Source organism: Listeria fleischmannii subsp. fleischmannii LU2006-1 (genome assembly GCF_000344175.1).
Taxonomy (GTDB): Bacteria; Bacillota; Bacilli; order Lactobacillales; family Listeriaceae; genus Listeria; species Listeria fleischmannii.
Genome location: NZ_ALWW01000002.1, coordinates 52,676 through 72,309 on the forward strand (window position 1 = coordinate 52,676; position 19,634 = coordinate 72,309).

Consider the following 19,634-nt stretch of genomic DNA (forward strand, 5'->3'; position numbering starts at 1 on the left):
TTAGAAAGAAGTTTGAAACTAAATTGAAAAAGCATACCCACTTTTTAACAAAAAAAACATAAAATTTTAAAAAAAGGTCTTGTCAAAATGAATATCTGATGGTATGATATAAAAGTTGTTATAAGCGGCTTATAAAGCCAATTGTGCGGGTGTAGTTTAGTGGTAAAACCACAGCCTTCCAAGCTGTTGTCGGGAGTTCGATTCTCCTCACCCGCTCTTTACATACTGTTACTAACGCAGTGTTTCGACCTTTTTAAGCGAAGCATTGCGTTTATTTTTATTTTTTAGGATAAAAAGGAGGTTTTCGCATGGATGTTAAAAAGCTCAAGGCTGAAATTATTCAGTATGCAACCGAAATTGGGGTGCAAAAAATTGGCTTTACAACAGCGGATCCTTTTTTATTTTTAAAAGAACGACTGGAAGTGGCTGAAAAAGAAGGCGTTTTAACGGGATTTGAACACCCCGTTTTAGACGAACGTGTCTATCCTGATCTTATTTTTGAAGAACCGAAGTCAATTATCGCCATTGCGCTTGCATATCCCTCAAAACTAAAAGAAAGCCCTACAAGCAAACGTGAATCTAGGCGAGGCGTATTTGCGCGTGCTTCATGGGGAATTGACTATCATACGATTTTGCGTGAAAAATTAGCTTTAATAGAAGCCTTTATTTTAGAACGAGTGAAAGATGCGAAAATGAAGAGTATGGTTGATACCGGAGAATTATCGGATGTTGCTGTAGCAGAGCGAGCTGGCATTGGCGCACGAGGAAAAAATACACTTTTAATTACAAAAGAGTTCGGTTCTTGGGTTTATTTAGGGGAAATGTTGACGAATATTGCTTTTCCGCCTGATACACCAGAAACGGATTTATGCGGCGACTGTAATAAATGTGTCGAAGCTTGCCCAACGAATTCACTGCTAGGCGAAGGCGCAATGAATCCCAAAATCTGTTTAAGCTATTTAACTCAAACAAAAGGTTTTTTAGAAGAAGAATATCGCGAAGTGTTGCATAATCGTTTGTACGGCTGTGATACGTGCCAAGTGGTCTGTCCGTATAATCGCGGACGTGACTTTCACCTTCACAAAGAAATGGAACAAGATGGAAACTTAGTTCGACCTGAACTTAAACCACTATTACACATTTCTAATCGCGAATTTAAAGAAAAATTTGGTAGCATGGCAGGGTCCTGGCGGGGGAAAAAGCCCATTCAGCGCAATGCGATTATTATTCTGGCAAGATATAAAGATAAAACGGCCATCCCGGATTTAATCGGCTGTCTAAATCATGATACGCGTCCCGTAATTCGGGGAACGGCTGCCTGGGCGCTTGCTAAAATAGGCGGAAAAGATGCTGAAGTCGCTATTTTAAATGCTTGGGAAAAAGAAAAAGATGAGGAAGTCAAAATAGAAATTGAACGAGCAAAAAAAATTATAGGAGTAGGGTGAATAAAAAAATGGCAAACCATGTAGTACTTTATCAACCGGAAATCCCGGCAAACACAGGAAATATTTCGCGCACGTGTGCGGGGACGGATACGTATTTACACCTTATTCGCCCACTGGGGTTTAGCACGGATGATAAAATGTTAAAACGCGCAGGATTAGATTACTGGGACCATGTAAAATTAAAATATTATGATTCACTAGAAGAGTTTTTTGAAAAAAATGCGGGTGGCGAATTTTATTTTATTACAAAATTTGGTAGACATGTGTATAGCGATGTGGATTATAGTGACCCTAATAAAGATTATTTTTTCGTTTTTGGAAAAGAGACAACGGGCCTACCCGATGAAGTTTTAAAGGCCCACGAGGAAACTGCGCTTCGAATTCCAATGACGGATAAAATCAGATCGCTTAACCTATCAAATACAGCCGCCGTTTTAATTTATGAGGCATTACGTCAGCAAAGTTTTGGTAATCTTGAAACAGCGCCAAACTATGAACGCCAAGTTTTTGAGGATTAAGGAGGGCTTTAAATGAATCAAACTATTGAACAATTGCTAGGTCACTATTCTGTTCGCGAATTTGAAGATAAACCACTTTCTGAGGAGCAAATTAAATTGCTTGTTCAAAGTGCGCAGGCTGCATCGACTTCTAATTTTGTGCAAGCCTACTCGATTATCGGGGTAAGTGATAAGTCCATTCGAGCGGAACTTTCAAAAATCGCAAGCAATATGGGCTATGTTGAAAAGACGGGGCAATTTTTTGTTTTTGTTGCAGATTTAGCAAGAAATAAACGAATTGCGGAAGCGTATAAAGCTTCTGCGGATTCTTTAGAGACAACTGAAAAGTTTTTAGTTTCTGTGATTGATGCGGCACTTGCGGCGCAAAATATGGCGGTTGCTGCGGAATCAATGGGGCTTGGAATTTGCTATATTGGTGGCATTCGAAATGACAGTAAGAAAGTCTCTGATTTACTGCATATTCCGGATTATGCGATACCTTTATTTGGCTTAACAGTAGGTTACCCATTGCAAAATTCTGCACCAAAGCCACGCATGCCGGAATCACTCATCTATCATGAAAATACGTATGAGGCAAAAGATAAGGAACTTTATTATGCGTATGATGATATTATTCGTGATTACTATAAGGAACGAACTGGCGGGGTGCGTGTTGAGGCATGGACGGAGCAGATTGCAAAAGGAATGAGCAAACCGACGAGATTAGATTTAAAATCTTTTATTGAAAATAAACATTTAGGCACAAAATAAAACGCGAAGTGATCATCACTTCGCGTTTTTGTTTTATCATCCATTCCGCTTATTTCGAGCAGACTGAATTAAATTCCAAATGATTAAAATTAAAATCACAACGAGAAGAATATTAATTAATCCGCCCGCGATATGAAAAATAATGCCGATAAGCCATACGATGAATAAAACAACAATAATTCCCCAAATTATACCTAACATAAATAAAACCTCAATTCCTTTGATTGTACGTTAGTATTTACCACAAATTTAAAGGGTGAAACATCTAAATTCCTTTTTCGAGACGGATTTTTTGAAAAAGACCTTCTATTCCAGCTGAAATAAGCCGCTCCGTTTCATCAAAATCCCCTGTATAATAGGGGTCCGGGATACTTGGGTTATCGCTATTTGGAACAAAATCCATCAATTTATGAATGGAAGCCTGGCTGTTTTCTCCGCCTAAAGCTAGAATATCCGTTACATTAGAATCATCCATCCCAATAATATAATCTGCTGTTTTAAAATCTGCCTCATTTAGCTTACGTGCACGCATATGACTAAAATCAATATGATGCTTTTCTAATACTTTTTGCGTTCCACGGTGAGGCGGATTCCCTAAATTCCAAGATCCCGTTGCTGCAGAATCAATATCGAATTGATCCGCCACATGTGCCTCTTCTACTTTCTGTCTAAAAAAACCTTCTGCCATAGGGGAGCGACAAATATTCCCTAAGCATACAAAAACAACTTTAATCATTTTATTCACCCTTCCATTCTCTCTGTAACGCTGTTAAATTGATATCACTAGCCTTAAGGAGCTCGAATAATTCGAGAACTAACACTTCAGGCAATTTTCGTCTAAAATATAGAATTTGATTTTCAAACAAGGGGTAGGCCAGCTCTTCTTTTTTCGCCAATATTAGCTTTTTCAGTTGCGTTAAATACCACGTTTTCTCCGCTTCATCCTCAAGTAAAGCCAAAATTTCCACCCGTGTTTTGAAATCCGCTTGAATGAGCATTTGGTCAAGTTTTGCCTGTCCGTATGATGGTGCTTGATGGATTTCAAATGGCTCGAAGTAAAGCTGGTTTTGAAAGCTATCAAAATCGCTGGCGATGGTTAGGGTTTGCAAGGTTTCAAAATCGGCATAAAAAATACTCGGTTCCTCCGTACGGTAATCAAAACCGATATAGCGCGCACCGTCTTTCGAAAAATAAATATAATGCCCGGAAAGTGGATTTTCTAATGCGGCCTGAGGTTCGGTAATTAATTTGTCAATACCAAAAATTTGATAGATTTCCAGAAAATTGATGCCATATGAAGTAGGCTCACTTGTTTTAAGATGATTTTTTTTAATAAAACCACCATTTTGTTCTTTTAGTAAGGCGCGGTAAGACGCTGGTAGGCGGACCTTATTTTGTGTTTCAAATTGTTCTATTTGTTCTTCGGTTGCTTTTTTTGATTCTGTTATTAGCCACATGCCTGACACCTCCAAAACCTATTATGCTAAAGATTTTTGTACCTTGCAACTAAAGGGACGTTTAGTTACATTTTTTTGTGGTAAACTTAGATTGTGATGATTTCCACACTGGACAAAACGCGGAAGTTAGATTATAATAATTATTAAATAATACTAATTACAATTTAGGAGGAGAAAGATATTATGAAAACAATTAATTCAGTTGACACAAAGGAATTTTTAAACCATCAAGTGGCAAATTTAAACGTATTTACGGTAAAAATTCATCAAATTCATTGGTATATGCGTGGACGCAATTTCTTTACATTACATGAAAAAATGGATGATTTATATAGCGAATTTGGGGAACAAATGGACGAAGTCGCAGAACGTTTACTTGCGATTGGCGGTAGCCCATTCAGTACATTAAAAGAGTTTTTAGACAATGCAAGTGTTGAAGAAGAAGCTTACACTAAACCTAAAACGATGGAAGAGTTAATGGAAGATCTTGTGGGCACGTTAGAGCTTCTTCGTGACGAATATAAACAAGGAATTGAGCTTTCTGAAAAAGAAGGCGACGATGTAACAAATGATATGTTAATCGGCTTTAAAACAAGTATTGATAAACATATTTGGATGTTTAAAGCTTACCTTGGTAAAGCTCCTTTAGAAAAATAAGGAAAGAAAGATGTGGCTTCCGGTCACATCTTTTTTGTGCTTTCATTTTATGTTATATAACACGTTCTTAAATTTAAAATTGTTGTTTAACAAAATGTTTAAAATTTTATGAAAAGAGGTATAAAAAAATCAAGCATAAAAGCAGAATGCATGATTATTCTTTTAAAATCTGCTAATCTAACTATAAATCATTAAGGAATGAGGAGTGAAATTATGGAAATTAAAGTGACGGAAAATGCCCAAAGCTGGTTTAAAGATGAGTTCGACGTATCAGGCGACAACGGTATTCGCCTATTCGCTAAATACGGTGGCTCCAACAGTTCCTTACACCCAGGGTTTTCAATTGGTGTATCTGCAGCCGTTCCACATGAAGCCGTTGTAACTGATCAAGAAGAAGGCATTCTTTTCTTTATTGAAGAACATGACTATTGGTATTTTAAAGAACATGACTGGGAAATTGATTATAATCCTGAAACAGAAGAAGTAAAATATTCGTTTACGGAAACAGTACAATAATCGATTTTTAGTGAACTGCAAGCTTCCATGCTTGCAGTTTTTTTGTGATTGACTAGAAACGTACGTTCTGGTAAGCTACTAAAGCAGGGGGTTTTACTAGATGAAAAAAATATGGATTTTAATAGCTGCTCTTCTTGTATTATCAGGTTGCGGCAGTATGTCTTCTTTTTCAGGGGAGGCAGAAAGTAAGGTATCTACTGAAAAATTACGGGGTGCAAGTTTTACATTTTTTGATGTGGGCCAAGGGGACAGCACCTTAATTGAAGCAGATGACGGCACGACGATTCTAATTGATACAGGTCGTAGTGATGATAAACGTATTTTAACGTATTTGGAAGAAAAAAATCTTGAAAAAATTGATTTGCTTCTTCTAACACATCCACATGCCGATCATATTGGAAATGCGGATAAAATTATTCAAACCTATAAGCCGAAAGAAATTTGGATGGATGGCTTAGCTTTTAATAGTTCGATTTATGAGCGTGTGATTGATGCGGCGCTTGATTCAGAGGCGAAGTATAAGGAACCACGTACAGGAGATAAGGCATCTTTTGGACCGTTTGAACTCTCCGTTTTAAGCCCAAAAACGCTTAGTGATGATGCAAATAATGATAGTATTGCGGTTAGGCTTACATATAAGGACATTTCGGCGATTTTCACGGGGGATGCTGAAAAAGGACGTGAACAAGAGATGACAGATAGCGGCATGAACCTAAAAGCTGATATTTTAGATCTTGGACACCACGGCTCCTCCACTTCAAACCAACCTTTTTTCTTGGATAAAGTAAAGCCTGAGGTGGCGATTTATTCTGCAGAAAAAGGGAATAGTTATGGACATCCTCATGTCGAGGTTTTAGACTGGCTAAAGAAGAGAAACATTAAAACTTACGGAACGGATGTAAACGGCACGGTGACAATTTCGACAGACGGAGAGTCGCTTCATGTTAAAACAGAAACAGAAGGCACACCAAAATCGGGTAGTAGTTATAAATATGATGCAAATAAAAGAGCAGATTCAAAAACGGAAGAAGGGAAGACAGAAGAAATGCCCGCTTCCATTAATTTGAATAAAGCTTCATCCGACGAATTACAATTTCTTCCATTGATTGGTCCAGAACTTGCAAGTAAGATTATTGCGGAGCGACCTTATCAGTCGATTGATGATTTAAAACGAATTAATGGGATTGGTGATGGCATTGTTAGACAAATTAAAGCGCAAGGAATTGCGACTGTGAAGTAGGTGAACAGTATGGAAGCAGTACTTGATCGAATCGAAGACGGTATCGCTGTTTTTATAATAAAACCAACTGAAGAGGAAATCGAAATGCCACAATCTAAACTTCCCGCACATCTAAAAGAAGGTGACTTGGTTTCTATTTCCAGTAACGGGACTATCACAAAGAATGAGGTAGCAACAGATGATGCTAAAGCACGTATTGCAGCTAAATTAGAACGCCTAAGGAAACAAAATGGTCGTTGACAAACACTAGTTTGCGCGGTATAGTAATAAAAATTAAATCACTTATCCAGAGAGATGGAGGGATCTGGCCCTTTGAAATCTCGGCAACAGCCTTTTGGGCGATGTGCTAAATCCAGCAGGGAAACCTGAAAGATAAGAGTCGTGACGTATGAAGGCCTCTTTTCTTAGGAAAGAGGTCTTTTGAATAGGGGGATAAATTTTGGAAGAGCAACTAGTGAATTTTTAGAGGAAAACGAGGCGAAGTTTGTCGCGATTAGTCACGCGATTCATGCGCGGCCTGAAATTGGGAATGAAGAATTTTTTGCCAGTCATCTTTTAGCGGAGACACTTGAAAAGGAAGGGTTTGAACTGATTCGCGGCGTGGCAGGTCATGAAACAGCGTTTATTGCTAAAAAAAGCAGTGGAAAAAAAGGACCTCGTATTGTTTTTTTAGCGGAGTATGACGCTTTGCCTGGGCTTGGGCACGCCTGTGGGCACAATATTATTGGTTCTACAAGTAACTTTGCTGCGATTTCACTTGGGCGCCATATAAAGGAATTAGGCGGTGATGTGCTTGTTTACGGAACACCGGCTGAAGAAGGCGGTCCAAATGGAAGTGCCAAAGGGAGTTTTGTACGTGCCGGTCTCTTTCAAGATATTGATGCCGCGCTTATGATTCATCCAAACGGGAAAACGCATGTTACGGTTCCTGCAAACGCTGTTGATGTACTTGATTTTGAATTTACAGGTAAAGCCGCACATGCCGCTACAAACCCGGAAGAGGGGATTAATGCGTTAGACGGGGTCATTCAATTTTATAATGGTATAAATGCACTAAGGCAACATTTGTCAAAAGATGCAAGTATTCATGGAATTATTACGGATGGCGGGAAGGCCGCGAATATTGTACCAGACTTTGCAAAAGCACGCTTTTTTATACGAGCGGCAAAACGCAAAGATCTAAATAACTTAACGGAACGCATCATTCAAGTTGCGGAAGGGGCAGCTCTCCAAACCGGGACGAAGATGAAGGCGATACGCATTCAAAATGGTGTTGATAATGTTTGGGTGAATGAACCATTCAATCATTTATTTACGGAAGTCGCAGCCCGCCTTAAGATTCCTTGTGCTGCAGAAGGAAAAGGAGTGGGGTCAAGTGATGCTGGAAATGTTAGCCAAGTCGTTCCAACTATCCATCCCTTCATTAAAATTGGGCCAGAAACGCTTGTCGCACATACAGATGCGTTTAGAGAAGCGGCCAAATCAAGCGAAGGCGATAAAGCCCTTTTACTCGGAGCAAAATTACTCGCTGTAACAGCACTTGAATTATATAAAAATAGCGAACTCCTTCAAAAAATCAAAGAAGATCAGTTTCGTTTACAGAAATTAGAAGAAAAATAAAAAGAGCCGATTGGGCTCTTTTTTATTTTTTCAAAAAGCGTTTTATTACGCGCTGCTCCCATCCCGCACATGAAAAATAGGAAAAGGACAATTAAAAGAAGAATGAGCGGAAAAGTGAAGCTACCTAAAAAGTCATGAAGAATACCGAATAAGATAGGCCCACAAGCAGCAAGCAGATAGCCAATCGATTGCGCCATACCAGAAACTTCAGCCGCATCACTCGCTGTCTCAGTCCGCAAATTAAAAAACCATCATACAAAGACTAAACGCCGTCCCCGAACCAATACCTAGCAAAACAACCGAAGTCGCAAGCACCGCAAGATTTTGAATCGGAACTAATAAACCCAAAACCCCCAGAACCATCAATATTGTTGAAAATAAAACGAGTACGCGCTGGTTTTTCATTTTAAACGCGACAATCGGAATAATAAACGTAATCGGCATAATGCCAAATTGCATAAGCGAAAGCATAAAACCGCCTTCAGTGCTTGAGTAACCATGTTCTTGAATCATGACAGGTAAAAAAGCTACCGAAATATAAAAAACAGCTGATTGAATGCCCATCATGGCCGCAATTTGCCAAGCCATTTTAGAACGCCAAACATTCCCTGTTTTTCCTTCTTTTTTTGAAGTATCATGACTTACTTGATTGCGTTTTGACTTAAGTTGCGGGAGCCAAATGAGTAGGGCAAGTAAAGAAAACGCCGCCCAAATAAATAGGGTCATTTGCCAGTTACCGCCGAGCTTTTTTGTAATCGGAACACTTAAACCAGAAGCAATAGCCGCAAATAAATTCATTGAAATCGAATAAATGCCTGTCATCATACCAAGTTGAAAAGGAAATTCCTTTTTTATTAAACTTGGGATAATCACATTTCCAAAAGCAATTCCAATCCCAATACATAATGTACCAGCAAGCAGAAAACCTAAATGGCCAATCGGACGAACAAGACTCCCAAGCAAAATGAAAAGAAGCGTATAAAAAACGAGTTTCTCGACGCCTATTTTTTGACTGATTTTTGAAACAAAAGGTGAAATAAGTGCAAACGCAAGAAGCGGAAGCGTCGTTAAAAAACCTGCAAGCGTATTTGAAATCGGGATACTTTCACGAATGTAATCGAGAAGCGGGCTAACAGATGTAATCGGCATACGCAGATTGATAGCGACTAGAACAATCCCTATCATTAGAAATATTTTTTTATCGCGCGCTAGTTGCAAATTTTCTTCCAAAACATATTGATTTCCTGACATAACAAACTAAAACCCCTTATTTGAAATTCTATTTTTATAAAGTGAGATATATAAATCTACTTCATGTTGTGCTTTTTTTACATCTTTCTTAGAAATAGCGTCAATTAGTGCCACATGACTCGTCAAACGGTCCTCATTTAGCAAAGCAGAATGCATAATCGACATTTGAATTTTATCAAAAAGATGGGCATACATATCAGCAAGAAGTGTATTTTTAGAACAGAGCGCAATTTGATGGTGGAGTGCCATATCAGCCTCCACAAAACTATCCATATCCGTCGCCTCTTGACATTTTTTAACCAGCGAAAAAAGCATGCCAAGTTCCTCGTCCGTCCGCCTCATACAAGCAAGCGCCACAATTTCACCCTCGAGGGCATGCCTCACTTCAAAAATTTCAAGTAAAGAAGAATGGGAAACCCGTTCCTGAAGAACCACATGAAGCGAGCTATCCGCAACAACAAATGTACCGTGACCTTGACGAACCTCCAAAAGCCCAACTTGGGATAAAGCTTGGACGGCTTCCCGAAGAGTATTTCGACCAATTTCTAAGTCTTCCATCAATTGTTTCTCACTCGGAATTTTATCCCCAACCTGCCACTCACCACATCGAATTTTTTCTTCTAACCATTTATAAACTTGCTTACTAAGCGTTGTACGTTCTATTTTTTGATTCATAAAATCCCTCTTTCTTTCTAAAGGTAGGATGATAGGTTTATTGTATCGGATTTTTAGGTTCCTGTAAATAGCGATGAAAGAAGAGATATGCTATTATTAATAGTATTGAAGAGGAGTGTGACAAAATGGAATGGTTCGCACAGTTTATAAAAAAAGACACACCAAGACGGCTTTTTGTTTTTGTCATCCTTGGCGTACTAATCTATCTACTTCGCAGCATGATGGATTTAATCTTACTTACTTTTATTTTTGCCTTTTTAGTGACAAGACTTGAAAATGTCATTTTAAAACGCGTTCGAATTTCGCGGAAGCTCATTGTGATTTTACTTTACATACTTGTTGCAGCTTTCTTATACATTGCCATTGTGCATTACTTGCCGATTTTAATCCAACAAATTTCGGACCTCGTGAATATGCTTGTCAAAATGTATAATCATCCAGGAGACAATACGGTTGTAAACTGGATAGTTAGTTGGTTAAAGCAATCTAATATTGAAAAATATTTAGAAACAAGCGTAGAATTTGTTATCGCATCGCTTTCAGGCATCGGCGCTATTGGAATGTCGTTTTTCCTAGCGCTTATTTTAAGTTTGTTCTTCTCACTCGAAAAAGAACGTGTCACCAAATTTACAGCCCAATTTTTCACGAGTAAAATCGGGTTTATTTTTAAAGATTTCGCTTACTTCGGTCAAAAATTTGTCGCGACCTTTGGAGTTGTCTTAGAAGCACAACTTCTCATTGCGCTCGTTAATACTATCATTACAACAATCGCGCTTTATTTAATGCATTTTCCACAACTACTAAGCTTATCAATTATGGTATTTGTCTTAGGCATGATTCCTGTTGCGGGCGTAATTATTTCATGTATCCCTCTTACGATTATTGCGTACTCTATCGGCGGATTTACAGATGTCTTTTATATTTTGCTAACAGTTGTTATCGTTCATGCCATTGAAACGTATGTTTTAAACCCGAAACTAATGTCATCTAAGACTGATTTGCCAGTATTTTACACGTTTATCGTCTTGATTTTCTCAGAGGCTTTTTTCGGGGTTTGGGGATTAATTGTCGGAATTCCAGTATTCGTCTTTATTCTAGATATTTTAGATGTGAGGAGCACGAGCGAAATTCCGCGCAAAAACTTCTTTGGCGGGAGGAAGAAAAAAGATGATTCGTAAACTAACAGAAAACTACCCGTTTGAATTGCTTTATGATGCCGATCCAGCTAAAGAAATCGTAGCAGAGTACTTGCGACGCGGTGATTGTTACGGTTACTTTGAAGAAGCCGCACTCATCGGTGAATTCGTTTTACTTGAAACCCGTCCCAAAACATTTGAAATCATGAACATCGCTATTTTGGAAGAAAAAAGGGGACGAGGGTACGGAAAAAAGCTCATGTTAGAGGCGATACAAATCGCTAAAAAAGCTGGCGCCAAGCAAATTGAAATCGGCACTGGCAATTCTAGTTTGAGCCAGCTTTCGCTATACCAGAAATGCGGATTTAGAATCACTCACATCGAAAAAGATTATTTTTTGAAAAACTATCCCCAACCAATTATGGAGAATGGCATTCAATGTGTCGACATGATTCGTTTAACTTATGACAAATAAAGAAAAGAGGCCGGAATTCCGGCCTCTTTTCTTTAAAAATTACCCATTCGATACCCATAAAAAATCACCGACAACAGCATCAACTTCAGGATTTTCATGCAACTGGCTATGCCCCGCGTCGCTACCAGTAAAAAGTTTTTCCTCATAGTTTAGAATATCAGAAAAGATAAATTTTCCAGATAGCGCACTAGAAACAGGTACGCTACCATCGCTTTTAGTCCCATCTGATTTATCCCCAGCAATATTAAAAACTTCGAGCGATTTAGGAATATTCGCCTTCTGCTTCATAAAATTCGCATACCGTTCTGATTCCGTTTTTGGTCCAGTAGCACTAAGTTCATACGCAGCATTGCCAATTTCAAGGCCGTTTAGCGGTGCACCAATCAACACTAATTTTTCTAAAGTAGGAAAACGATTGTCACTCCCCGTTTGTTCCACGTAATTGACTAAGCTAACGCCACCCATCGAGTGACCAAGGGCATTTATCTTGTTAATATGGTAATCAGATTTTAGCGTTTTCGTAACCGTCTCTAGCCATTCCGTTTGATTCACCATCGAACTTTTATTATTTTCGAATAAAATTTGAATGAGCGGATTATGGCTAAATTTATCGTAACTACCGGAAATATCAAGCGTTCCGTCTGATTTTACCGTTATCACAAGCGATTTTGTAGCATCATTTTGTGATTCCAGACGCTTTATCATACCACCAAGTGAATTTTTTGTACCCGCATAACCATGAACAAATAAAGTGGGTGTAGCAATTTCACGCGGCTTATCCGGTTTAGCTTTCACCGTTTGGGACGTTTTATTATCTGTTGTTCGTTTATCAGCTGTCATAAAAATAAAACTAAAAGCTAGAAATAAAATGCCAAGTGTAAGTAATAAAAAGATGATTTTTTTCATTTTGTCATTTTCCTCTCTTTTTTATTCCCCAAAAAGAAACGGAATGATATAGTGATCAACTGCAGGCAGTTCATGCATATTACTATGTGAGGCCTCAGGGCCCTTGATAACATGAGTTTCTACTTTTTGACTTTGAAATAATTTTTTTCCGTAAAGCACGCTATCTACTTTCACTTCACCATCGCTTTTAGTGCCATCATTTAAATCGCCAGCAATAATTAAAACAGGAATATTTTTTGGTAAAATTTTCGCCATTCTTTCAGCAAAATTTGCATGTACTTCTTGTTCATTTCGAATATCTACTTGCTCATCGCCGTTTATATATTCCTCAGGATAAAGCGGAACAGCTAAAAATACAATTTTATTGATAGAAGGATAGGCTGGGTCTTTTGAATAAGAGGCTAGGTAGGCTTCCCATACACCACCGCCCATTGAATGCGCTACAGCATTAAATTTTGTGATGTCTTCATGTTTTTGTAAATAACTCATCACTTTTTTCATCCACATTGCTTGCTGTGTAATCGTTGCGCGATTATTATCAAAAACCACATTGATTAATGGGTTTTTCGCATTCGGATTATACTCGCCTTCTGTAGAAATTTCTCCAATTTTACTAACATGAACAATCATCGAGTCAGTAGCCACATGATATTTTTGATCAAGTCGGCGAATCATACCATGAAGTGAGCGATCCGTCCCGTGATAACCGTGAATAAAAATAGTGGGAATCTTTGTGTTTACAGCCTCCGGACGGGTAGGATTAAGGGCCATAAGTGAAAAAATAGCGCCTCCTACGCATAAAATAGGTACTAAATAAGCTAATAAAATTCGCTTTATCATGCGAGTTCATCCCCTTTAATCAAAGTCTGATTTGATTATACATGCTTTTAAATAAAATTGCACTTACTTAAAAGCTTGGAATCAAGGGACATTTAATAGTATACTGTTAAAAAAGGAGTTAAGGAGGAGTTTAATTTGATTAAAAGAACGGGTGAAGTCACCCTAGCCATTATCGGACTTATTTTATCTCTTATTTTACAAGGCATCATGACCTTCATTGGTTTTGCGTTTGTAAAAGCAACAAATACACAAAGTGGCTACGATGCATTTATTGAAAACTACGAAAGAACATTACGTGAATCGGGTATAAGCGCAGCAGATGCGCCAACTGGTACAAAGGTAATTGATACATTAGGAAACTTTTCAACATTTTTCCTTATCGCACTCATTGCTGTAATCATTTTAGCTGTACTGGGACTTATTTTCATTGTAGGAAATAAAAAGCCTGTGCTTGCTGGGTTTCTATTTTTATTCGCGGGCCTTTTCGTTATTGCATCGACATTCTTAGTCGGCTTTATCCCAGCCTTACTATTCATTATCGCCGCAATCATGTGCTGGGTGCGCAAACCGAAAGTTACACACTTTGATTCATTCTAAGTAAACGAAAAACGATGCTGTGATGTATCGTTTTTTTGTTTAATATTTTTTTGAAAAGGGAAAGAATGAAATGAGAATGAGGAGGTGGAGGTTTTGAAAAAAAAATCTACTTTAGCGCTAATTGGCGCCATTTCAGGAGCAACTGCCGGTGTTTTATCCTATGTTATTTACCGCCAGCGAACGAATGATCCATTTGATAGTGTGAACGATATCCGAAAAAAATATGAAGAAGAAGATGAGACTGAAATTGAGGCAGAAAATATGGTTTCAGAAGGGGCCATGTCCAGTGTGAATTATGCCAATAAGTGGCAAGAATAAGCGTTTAGAAGCGGTGTTAACTTTTGTTTAGCGCCCTTTTTTTTTATGTTTAAAGTAAGGCTCGAGTCTGATTTAAAGTTCCTTCTATAGGTGCTTATTTTTGTTGAAATTTCGCGTTATGATGGATACAGTTAAAGTAAGGAGGCAAAAATGATGAAAGGCATAATCATTGCGATACTTGTTGTTATTTTAATCGGCCTGATCTTAACCATTTTATGGCCAGCGATTATGGCAACACTTGGAGCCGTTTTAGGTTTCTATTCGCTTAAAAAGTTACTCGAAACAAAGTCAGTCGGAGAAAAAGTCGTCTACGGTATACTTATTGGTATCGGTGCCTTGATGATTCTTACCAATTTAAAAGGCGCAATTGTTGTCTTAGTCATAGCTGCAATTGTTTACTTCCTAACTAAAAATAACCGTAATAAACGAAATGATAATAACGATACATTTGACTACCCATATAATAAATAATTGGAGGAGAATAAAATGGCAAATTTCTTTGATAAAATGAAAGAGTGGAATAAAGAGGTTACAAAAAAAATAGATGAACGTGCTGAAAAACGTCGCAGCTCTGTTACTTACTACATGGATAAAACAAAAGCTGAAATGAAGGATGCAGAACGTATGGTTGAAAAACAACGCGAACTAAAATCCTTATTTTATAAAGAGTATAAAGAAATGGAAGCTTATGTAGAAAAACGTCGTCGCCAAGTAGAAATTGCAGAAGAAGCTGGTGAAACAAAGCTTGCTGAATTTGCAAAAGCAGAGGTAGCGCAGTATGAGGAACAACTTCAAACTACAAAAGGTCATTATGAACAAGCTTCTAAACAATTAGAAGATTTAGAGCTTCGTATGCACGAAATGCGTCTAAAATGGAAAAACTTAAAAAACGCAACATTTAGCTGAAATGGCTGAAAAAAATGCAGCTGAAACTTCAGAAAAAATGGATAAAGTTATTCATGATATGAGTTGGGGCAGCGTTTCAGATTACCATGAAGCACAAAAACAACGTGATTTAGCGGAAGAAGCAAATAAAAAAGCAGATATGGCGAAAGAACTTTCACAGTCATTTGATGAGCTCATGGATGAATTAGAGAAAAAAACAGCTAAAAGTAAAGAAGTCATTAAAGATAAAGCACAAGATTTCACATCAATGGTAGATGATATCATTGAGCGCGAAAAACAAAACTTTAAGAAAAAAGATCAGGCTTCAATGGAAGAACTACTAAATGATTTAGAAAAAGAGTCTAAGAAAAAAGAAGAAAAAAGAAAGATAAAGAGACACTGATTCCTGAGCTTGAAAAAAAAGATGAAGAAAAGAAAGAAAATGAATAAGTAAAATAAAAGCCGCCTGCACTGGCGGTTTTTATTTTGCTTAAATTTCTTTTTTCGGGGTAAATGGAAAAAGATAAGTTGCTTTTTCCAAAAAAAGCGGTATAATAATTGGTATAGACCGATTGAGAATAGGAGGCTTTCGTAATGACTGTAAAAGTAATTACAAATGCAACAATTTATACAGGAAAACTTGTATTAGAAGATGCTTATATGCGTTTTGATAAACAAGTAGAAGAAATCGGCTCCATGAGTAACTACAAAGCAAAAAACGGAGAAGAAGTAATAGACGCTAAAGGACAAAAGGTTGTTCCCGGATTTATTGATGTTCACTCTCATGGTGGTTACGGGCATGATGCGATGGATGCTGATCCTGTAGCACTTAAAAAACAAGTTCGTGGCATGTTAAATGAAGGGATTACAACTTATTTCCCGACTACCATGACACAATCACATAAAAATATTGAAGCCGCATTAAAAGTGATTGGTGAAGTAGCAAAAGAAGAACCTGTTATTGGTGGAATCCATTTAGAAGGACCTTTTGTATCTGCAGTATTTAAAGGTGCACAGCCGGAAGAATATATTCAAGCACCTGACCTTGAACTATTCAAAAAATGGTACGATATTTCAGGCGGTATTATTAAAGTGGTTACTTATGCTCCCGAGCATGAAACCTCTCCTGCTTTTGAAAATTTATGCCAAGAGCTCGGTGTTGTACCTAGTGTTGGTCACTCCAATGATGTTCGCGAACATTTAAAAACTAGTAAAGCAACGCACGCGACGCATCTTTATAACGCTTGCCACCGTATGACGCACCGTGAGCCGGGTGTTCCAGGACACGTTTTACTTGAAGATGGTATCCAAGCGGAGTTAATCGTTGATGGTATCCATGTCAATCGCGATATGGTAAAACTGGCTTATAAAATGAAGGGCGCACATGGTATTTCTCTTATTACAGACTCCATGCGAGCAAAAGGTATGCCAGAAGGAAAATCAGAATTAGGTGGGCAAACGGTTATCGTAAAAGATAAACAAGCTCGCTTAGAAGACGGCACACTTGCTGGTAGCGTCTTAACATATGATGATGCTTTCCGTAATATGATTGAATTTACGGGCTGCTCAGTGGAAGAAGCTGTTCTTATGAGTTCTGTTAACCAAGCGAAAGAATTTAACTTAACTACAAAAGGTGGTCTTGAAGCAGGTAAAGACGCTGATTTTAATATTTTTGATGATGCACTAAATTTAACAGCCACATATTCTTATGGTCAAAAAAACGTATAATTGAGAGGAAGAAACGAACATGCAACTTATCAAAACTAAGGATAAACTAGAAGGCTCTAAAAAAGGTTTGGAAATAATTGAAAAGGCAATTCGTAACGGAGAAGTGAAAACACTTGGCCTTGCAACTGGAAGCACGCCAGAACTTTTTTACGCTGAATTTATTAAAAGCGATGTAGACACAAGTGATGTTACAACTGTTAACTTGGATGAATACGTAGGCCTTGCAGCCGACGACCCAAACAGTTATCATTATTATATGAATGATTTACTTTTTTCCAAACGTCAATTTAAAGAAAGCTTCTTACCAAACGGGGAAGCAACTGATGCTGAAGCAGAATGTGCGCACTATGAAGAAATTTTAAATACGCATCCTGTTGATATTCAAATTTTAGGTATTGGAACAAACGGGCATATCGGTTTTAATGAACCAGGGACTTCTTTTGACTCTTTAACACATAAGGTCTTATTAACCGAATCTACGCGTGAAGCAAATAAAGTACATTTTGAAAAAGAAGAAGATGTACCAACACATGCGTATTCAATGGGAATTAAATCGATTATGAATGCAAAGAAAATCATTCTGTTTGCGTTTGGTAAATCTAAAGCAGAAGCTATTAAAGAAACTATAAATGGATCTGTAGATGTAAACTGCCCAGCTTCCGTATTACAAAACCATCCAGATGTAACAATTATTGTAGACGAAGAGGCGGCTTCACTTCTATAAAAATGAGGGCTGAAAATGATCGATAAACAGTTGGGAATTCCAATCTATATTCAAATTCAAACGGAAATTAAACAAAAGATTGAGGCGGGCGTTTGGCAAGTTGGAACAGCTATTCCAGCTGAACGCCAGCTCGCTGAAATGTTCCATGTTAGCCGAATGACTGTCAGACAGGCGATTCAAGGTCTTGTAGACGACAATATTTTACAAAGACGTGTCGGTGCAGGTACATTTATTGCTGAAAAAAAATTAACAGAACGACTGGAAGCTGTAACCAGTTTCACTAATCTAATGCTTCAAGAAGGGAAAAAACCTTCTACACGCATTGTTTCTTATGGTATTCGTCCTGCAAGTACACAAGAACAAGAAGCACTAGGTATTCCAGAAAAAAGTAATGTTATGAAAGTTGAGCGTATTCGTTACGGGGATATGGTACCTATTTTGTATGAAGTGGCAGCTATCCCTGAATATATTGCTTCGCTACTTACAAAAGAAGATATTATGAATTCTTTGTATGAAGCTGTTGAAACGAAAATTGGAAAACAAATTGGTGAAGCTGAACAAACAATGGAGGCTGCATTAGTTTCTGAGAAGGTGGCTCCTTTTTTAGATGTGAAACTTGGTTCTCCAGTTATGAAATTAAGGCAAATTACCTACCTAGAAGACGGTCGTCCGTTTGAATTTACTCGTTCTCAATATGTAGGTAGTCGTTTTCAATTCGTTGCCAAAGTAAAACAATAAAAAAAGAACTTCCTGAAAAAAACAGGAAGTTCTTTTTTTATTTCATACCTAAGTTTTCAGCTAGTTCATCATGGAGTCTTGCGCGTTCTGCATCTGAGACGACATAGTACCAAGGACCACCATCGATTCGGCTACCTTCACCTTTTACTTGTAGATTCTCTACGTTGGATAAAGTGCTACGATAATCTTTAGCTATTCGAGTAATATCATTCATGGTAAAATCTGTTTGGATGTTATCTCCAATAGCATTTAAAATGCCATCAAAACGCCATATCAAACCAGTACTTAGTGCTTTTTCAGCTACAGCAGACATAACTTGTTGTTGACGTTTTTGTCGACCAAAGTCACCTTCTGCATCCGATTTACGAATTCGTACGTATGCAAGTGCATCTTCACCATTTAAATGGATTTTTCCTTTGTTGAAAACTTTTTTTGTTTCCTTCAGAAGACTGGGTAGCGAGTGTTAAACCATCTTTGTCATTGACAACATCGACTCCACCAACAGCATTTACTAAGTCACGGAATCCTTCCATGTTGATTTTAATATAGTAGTTAAAAGGAATTCCATTTAAAAATTGTGTCGTAGTAGCATCTGTCATTTTAACGCCACCATAGGCATATGCGGCATTAATTTTATGCGGGTTTGAATCATATCCAGGAATAGTTGTTTTCGTATCTCGAGGAATACTTAACATCTGAATTTTATTTTTTGTAGGGTTTACAGTTGCTGCAATTAAAGTATCAGAACGACCTTTATCGCCAGAGCGCTCATCGACACCTAGAATCAACACAGAAAAAGGTTGTTTTTTATCTAAGCGGACACTTGCGTTTTCTTTACCTTCTATAGGGGTATGAATTTTATTAAATGTTGAAGTTGTTTTCCAGTAAGCATAGCCTAAGTATCCAGCAATTCCTAGAACAAAGACAAGCAGAATAATGAGAAAAATTTTTTAAGCCTTTGCGTTTTTTTCTTTTTTTTGTTTATCAGATCGCAAATTGTTCATCCTTTCTTATTCAATATAGTTATTTTAATACAAATTGAGTGCTACGTCAGCTTTTTTTGGAAAAAGTCGAAAAATAGACACAAATTAAAGACTATTTAGTAATAGATGGGGAATAAAGAATTAAAGAAGTTTTTAAGATTTTGGATTTTCATTG

General features: G+C 37.7%; 24 protein-coding genes, 1 tRNA gene, 3 pseudogenes and 1 riboswitch. Of the genes and pseudogenes, 18 read left to right on the plus strand and 10 right to left on the minus strand.

Annotated elements, in window-relative coordinates; translation table 11 throughout:
- Positions 1–145: 145 nt before the first annotated feature.
- From LFLEISCH_RS00995 to nfsA, 4 genes are all read left to right on the plus strand, one after another.
- Positions 146–216 (plus strand) — tRNA-Gly (locus tag LFLEISCH_RS00995).
- Positions 217–308: 92 nt separating this feature from the next.
- Positions 309–1,445: a tRNA epoxyqueuosine(34) reductase QueG gene (gene queG, locus LFLEISCH_RS01000; protein ID WP_007472118.1), complete on the plus strand. Its 1,137-nt coding sequence runs from the start codon at positions 309–311 to the stop codon at positions 1,443–1,445.
- 8 nt (positions 1,446–1,453) lie between these two features.
- Positions 1,454–1,963, plus strand: a complete 510-nt coding sequence (trmL, locus tag LFLEISCH_RS01005) for a tRNA (uridine(34)/cytosine(34)/5-carboxymethylaminomethyluridine(34)-2'-O)-methyltransferase TrmL (protein ID WP_007472121.1) — start codon at positions 1,454–1,456, stop codon at positions 1,961–1,963.
- Positions 1,964–1,975: 12 nt separating this feature from the next.
- The gene (nfsA, locus tag LFLEISCH_RS01010) at positions 1,976–2,713 is read left to right on the plus strand and encodes an oxygen-insensitive NADPH nitroreductase (protein WP_007472123.1); all 738 of its coding nucleotides are present in this window, start codon (positions 1,976–1,978) and stop codon (positions 2,711–2,713) included.
- Positions 2,714–2,749: 36 nt separating this feature from the next.
- Here nfsA and LFLEISCH_RS15200 read toward each other — a convergent pair whose 3' ends face one another.
- The 3 genes from LFLEISCH_RS15200 to LFLEISCH_RS01020 all read right to left on the minus strand — a co-directional run bounded on the left by LFLEISCH_RS15200 (position 2,750) and on the right by LFLEISCH_RS01020 (position 4,170).
- Positions 2,750–2,914, minus strand: a complete 165-nt coding sequence (locus LFLEISCH_RS15200) for a lmo0937 family membrane protein (protein WP_007472125.1) — start codon at positions 2,912–2,914, stop codon at positions 2,750–2,752.
- Positions 2,915–2,978: 64 nt separating this feature from the next.
- A complete protein-coding gene (locus tag LFLEISCH_RS01015) occupies positions 2,979–3,449 on the minus strand; it encodes a low molecular weight protein-tyrosine-phosphatase (protein ID WP_040504722.1) in 471 nt (156 codons plus the stop codon).
- A gap of 1 nt (position 3,450) precedes the next feature.
- Positions 3,451–4,170: an SMI1/KNR4 family protein gene (locus LFLEISCH_RS01020; protein WP_007472129.1), complete on the minus strand. Its 720-nt coding sequence runs from the start codon at positions 4,168–4,170 to the stop codon at positions 3,451–3,453.
- Between the two features lie 183 nt (positions 4,171–4,353).
- Between LFLEISCH_RS01020 and LFLEISCH_RS01025 the strand changes: the two genes are divergently transcribed.
- The 5 genes from LFLEISCH_RS01025 (at position 4,354) to LFLEISCH_RS01045 (ending at position 8,203) form a co-directional block, all read left to right on the plus strand.
- The gene (locus tag LFLEISCH_RS01025; RefSeq protein ID WP_007472131.1) at positions 4,354–4,827 is read left to right on the plus strand and encodes a Dps family protein; all 474 of its coding nucleotides are present in this window, start codon (positions 4,354–4,356) and stop codon (positions 4,825–4,827) included.
- 213 nt (positions 4,828–5,040) lie between these two features.
- Positions 5,041–5,343: a HesB/YadR/YfhF family protein gene (locus LFLEISCH_RS01030; RefSeq protein ID WP_007472133.1), complete on the plus strand. Its 303-nt coding sequence runs from the start codon at positions 5,041–5,043 to the stop codon at positions 5,341–5,343.
- Positions 5,344–5,443: 100 nt separating this feature from the next.
- Positions 5,444–6,583 (plus strand): MBL fold metallo-hydrolase, encoded by a 1,140-nt coding sequence (locus LFLEISCH_RS01035; RefSeq protein WP_007472135.1) that lies wholly within the window; start codon positions 5,444–5,446, stop codon positions 6,581–6,583.
- Positions 6,584–6,592: 9 nt separating this feature from the next.
- A complete protein-coding gene (locus LFLEISCH_RS01040; protein WP_007472138.1) occupies positions 6,593–6,823 on the plus strand; it encodes a DUF3006 domain-containing protein in 231 nt (76 codons plus the stop codon).
- A gap of 39 nt (positions 6,824–6,862) precedes the next feature.
- Positions 6,863–6,962: riboswitch (SAM riboswitch) on the plus strand.
- 41 nt (positions 6,963–7,003) lie between these two features.
- Positions 7,004–8,203 carry a M20 family metallopeptidase gene (locus tag LFLEISCH_RS01045; protein ID WP_007472140.1) on the plus strand — a complete coding sequence of 400 codons (1,200 nt, stop codon included), beginning with the start codon at positions 7,004–7,006 and terminating at the stop codon, positions 8,201–8,203.
- Here LFLEISCH_RS01045 and LFLEISCH_RS01050 read toward each other — a convergent pair.
- A pseudogene (locus LFLEISCH_RS01050) lies at positions 8,170–9,454 on the minus strand (CynX/NimT family MFS transporter). The gene LFLEISCH_RS01045 and the pseudogene LFLEISCH_RS01050 sit on opposite strands and share 34 nt — an antisense overlap.
- Positions 9,455–9,460: 6 nt before the next feature.
- Positions 9,461–10,129, minus strand: coding sequence for a FadR/GntR family transcriptional regulator (locus tag LFLEISCH_RS01055; protein WP_007472146.1), 669 nt, complete (start codon positions 10,127–10,129; stop codon positions 9,461–9,463).
- A gap of 125 nt (positions 10,130–10,254) precedes the next feature.
- Between LFLEISCH_RS01055 and LFLEISCH_RS01060 the strand changes: the two genes are divergently transcribed.
- On the plus strand, positions 10,255–11,307 hold the full coding sequence (locus LFLEISCH_RS01060; protein ID WP_007472149.1) for an AI-2E family transporter: 1,053 nt from the start codon (positions 10,255–10,257) through the stop codon (positions 11,305–11,307).
- The gene (locus LFLEISCH_RS01065) at positions 11,297–11,740 is read left to right on the plus strand and encodes a GNAT family N-acetyltransferase (protein ID WP_007472151.1); all 444 of its coding nucleotides are present in this window, start codon (positions 11,297–11,299) and stop codon (positions 11,738–11,740) included. Before LFLEISCH_RS01060 ends, LFLEISCH_RS01065 begins: the two co-directional genes overlap by 11 nt.
- Before the next feature lie 39 nt (positions 11,741–11,779).
- On the opposite strand, the gene LFLEISCH_RS01070 is transcribed toward LFLEISCH_RS01065, so the two are convergent.
- Together LFLEISCH_RS01070 and LFLEISCH_RS01075 are read right to left on the minus strand one after the other, a co-directional pair.
- The gene (locus LFLEISCH_RS01070; RefSeq protein WP_007472153.1) at positions 11,780–12,646 is read right to left on the minus strand and encodes an alpha/beta hydrolase; all 867 of its coding nucleotides are present in this window, start codon (positions 12,644–12,646) and stop codon (positions 11,780–11,782) included.
- Between the two features lie 21 nt (positions 12,647–12,667).
- Positions 12,668–13,486 carry an alpha/beta hydrolase gene (locus LFLEISCH_RS01075; protein WP_007472155.1) on the minus strand — a complete coding sequence of 273 codons (819 nt, stop codon included), beginning with the start codon at positions 13,484–13,486 and terminating at the stop codon, positions 12,668–12,670.
- 135 nt (positions 13,487–13,621) lie between these two features.
- Here LFLEISCH_RS01075 and LFLEISCH_RS01080 point away from each other — a divergent pair, with 135 nt between their 5' ends.
- The 7 genes and pseudogenes from LFLEISCH_RS01080 (at position 13,622) to LFLEISCH_RS01110 (ending at position 18,476) form a co-directional block, all read left to right on the plus strand.
- Positions 13,622–14,083 carry a DUF4064 domain-containing protein gene (locus tag LFLEISCH_RS01080; RefSeq protein WP_007472157.1) on the plus strand — a complete coding sequence of 154 codons (462 nt, stop codon included), beginning with the start codon at positions 13,622–13,624 and terminating at the stop codon, positions 14,081–14,083.
- Between the two features lie 84 nt (positions 14,084–14,167).
- Positions 14,168–14,401 (plus strand): hypothetical protein, encoded by a 234-nt coding sequence (locus LFLEISCH_RS01085; RefSeq protein ID WP_373852525.1) that lies wholly within the window; start codon positions 14,168–14,170, stop codon positions 14,399–14,401.
- A gap of 153 nt (positions 14,402–14,554) precedes the next feature.
- Positions 14,555–14,872, plus strand: a complete 318-nt coding sequence (locus LFLEISCH_RS01090; RefSeq protein ID WP_007472161.1) for a lmo0954 family membrane protein — start codon at positions 14,555–14,557, stop codon at positions 14,870–14,872.
- A 15-nt stretch (positions 14,873–14,887) separates the two neighbouring features.
- Positions 14,888–15,736 (plus strand): annotated as a pseudogene (locus tag LFLEISCH_RS01095) (PspA/IM30 family protein).
- 144 nt (positions 15,737–15,880) lie between these two features.
- Positions 15,881–17,014 (plus strand): N-acetylglucosamine-6-phosphate deacetylase, encoded by a 1,134-nt coding sequence (gene nagA / locus LFLEISCH_RS01100; protein WP_007472167.1) that lies wholly within the window; start codon positions 15,881–15,883, stop codon positions 17,012–17,014.
- A 19-nt stretch (positions 17,015–17,033) separates the two neighbouring features.
- The gene (locus LFLEISCH_RS01105; protein WP_007472169.1) at positions 17,034–17,738 is read left to right on the plus strand and encodes a glucosamine-6-phosphate deaminase; all 705 of its coding nucleotides are present in this window, start codon (positions 17,034–17,036) and stop codon (positions 17,736–17,738) included.
- Between the two features lie 15 nt (positions 17,739–17,753).
- The gene (locus LFLEISCH_RS01110) at positions 17,754–18,476 is read left to right on the plus strand and encodes a GntR family transcriptional regulator (protein WP_007472171.1); all 723 of its coding nucleotides are present in this window, start codon (positions 17,754–17,756) and stop codon (positions 18,474–18,476) included.
- Between the two features lie 37 nt (positions 18,477–18,513).
- Here LFLEISCH_RS01110 and LFLEISCH_RS15700 read toward each other — a convergent pair whose 3' ends face one another.
- The 3 genes and pseudogenes from LFLEISCH_RS15700 to LFLEISCH_RS15705 all read right to left on the minus strand — a co-directional run bounded on the left by LFLEISCH_RS15700 (position 18,514) and on the right by LFLEISCH_RS15705 (position 19,267).
- Positions 18,514–18,753, minus strand: a complete 240-nt coding sequence (locus LFLEISCH_RS15700) for an LCP family protein (protein ID WP_241432856.1) — start codon at positions 18,751–18,753, stop codon at positions 18,514–18,516.
- A gap of 69 nt (positions 18,754–18,822) precedes the next feature.
- Positions 18,823–18,885 (minus strand): annotated as a pseudogene (locus LFLEISCH_RS16315) (hypothetical protein); the annotation flags it as partial.
- Positions 18,869–19,267, minus strand: coding sequence for an LCP family glycopolymer transferase (locus LFLEISCH_RS15705; protein WP_007472175.1), 399 nt, complete (start codon positions 19,265–19,267; stop codon positions 18,869–18,871). The pseudogene LFLEISCH_RS16315 and the gene LFLEISCH_RS15705, both read right to left, overlap by 17 nt.
- Positions 19,268–19,634: the final 367 nt, after the last annotated feature.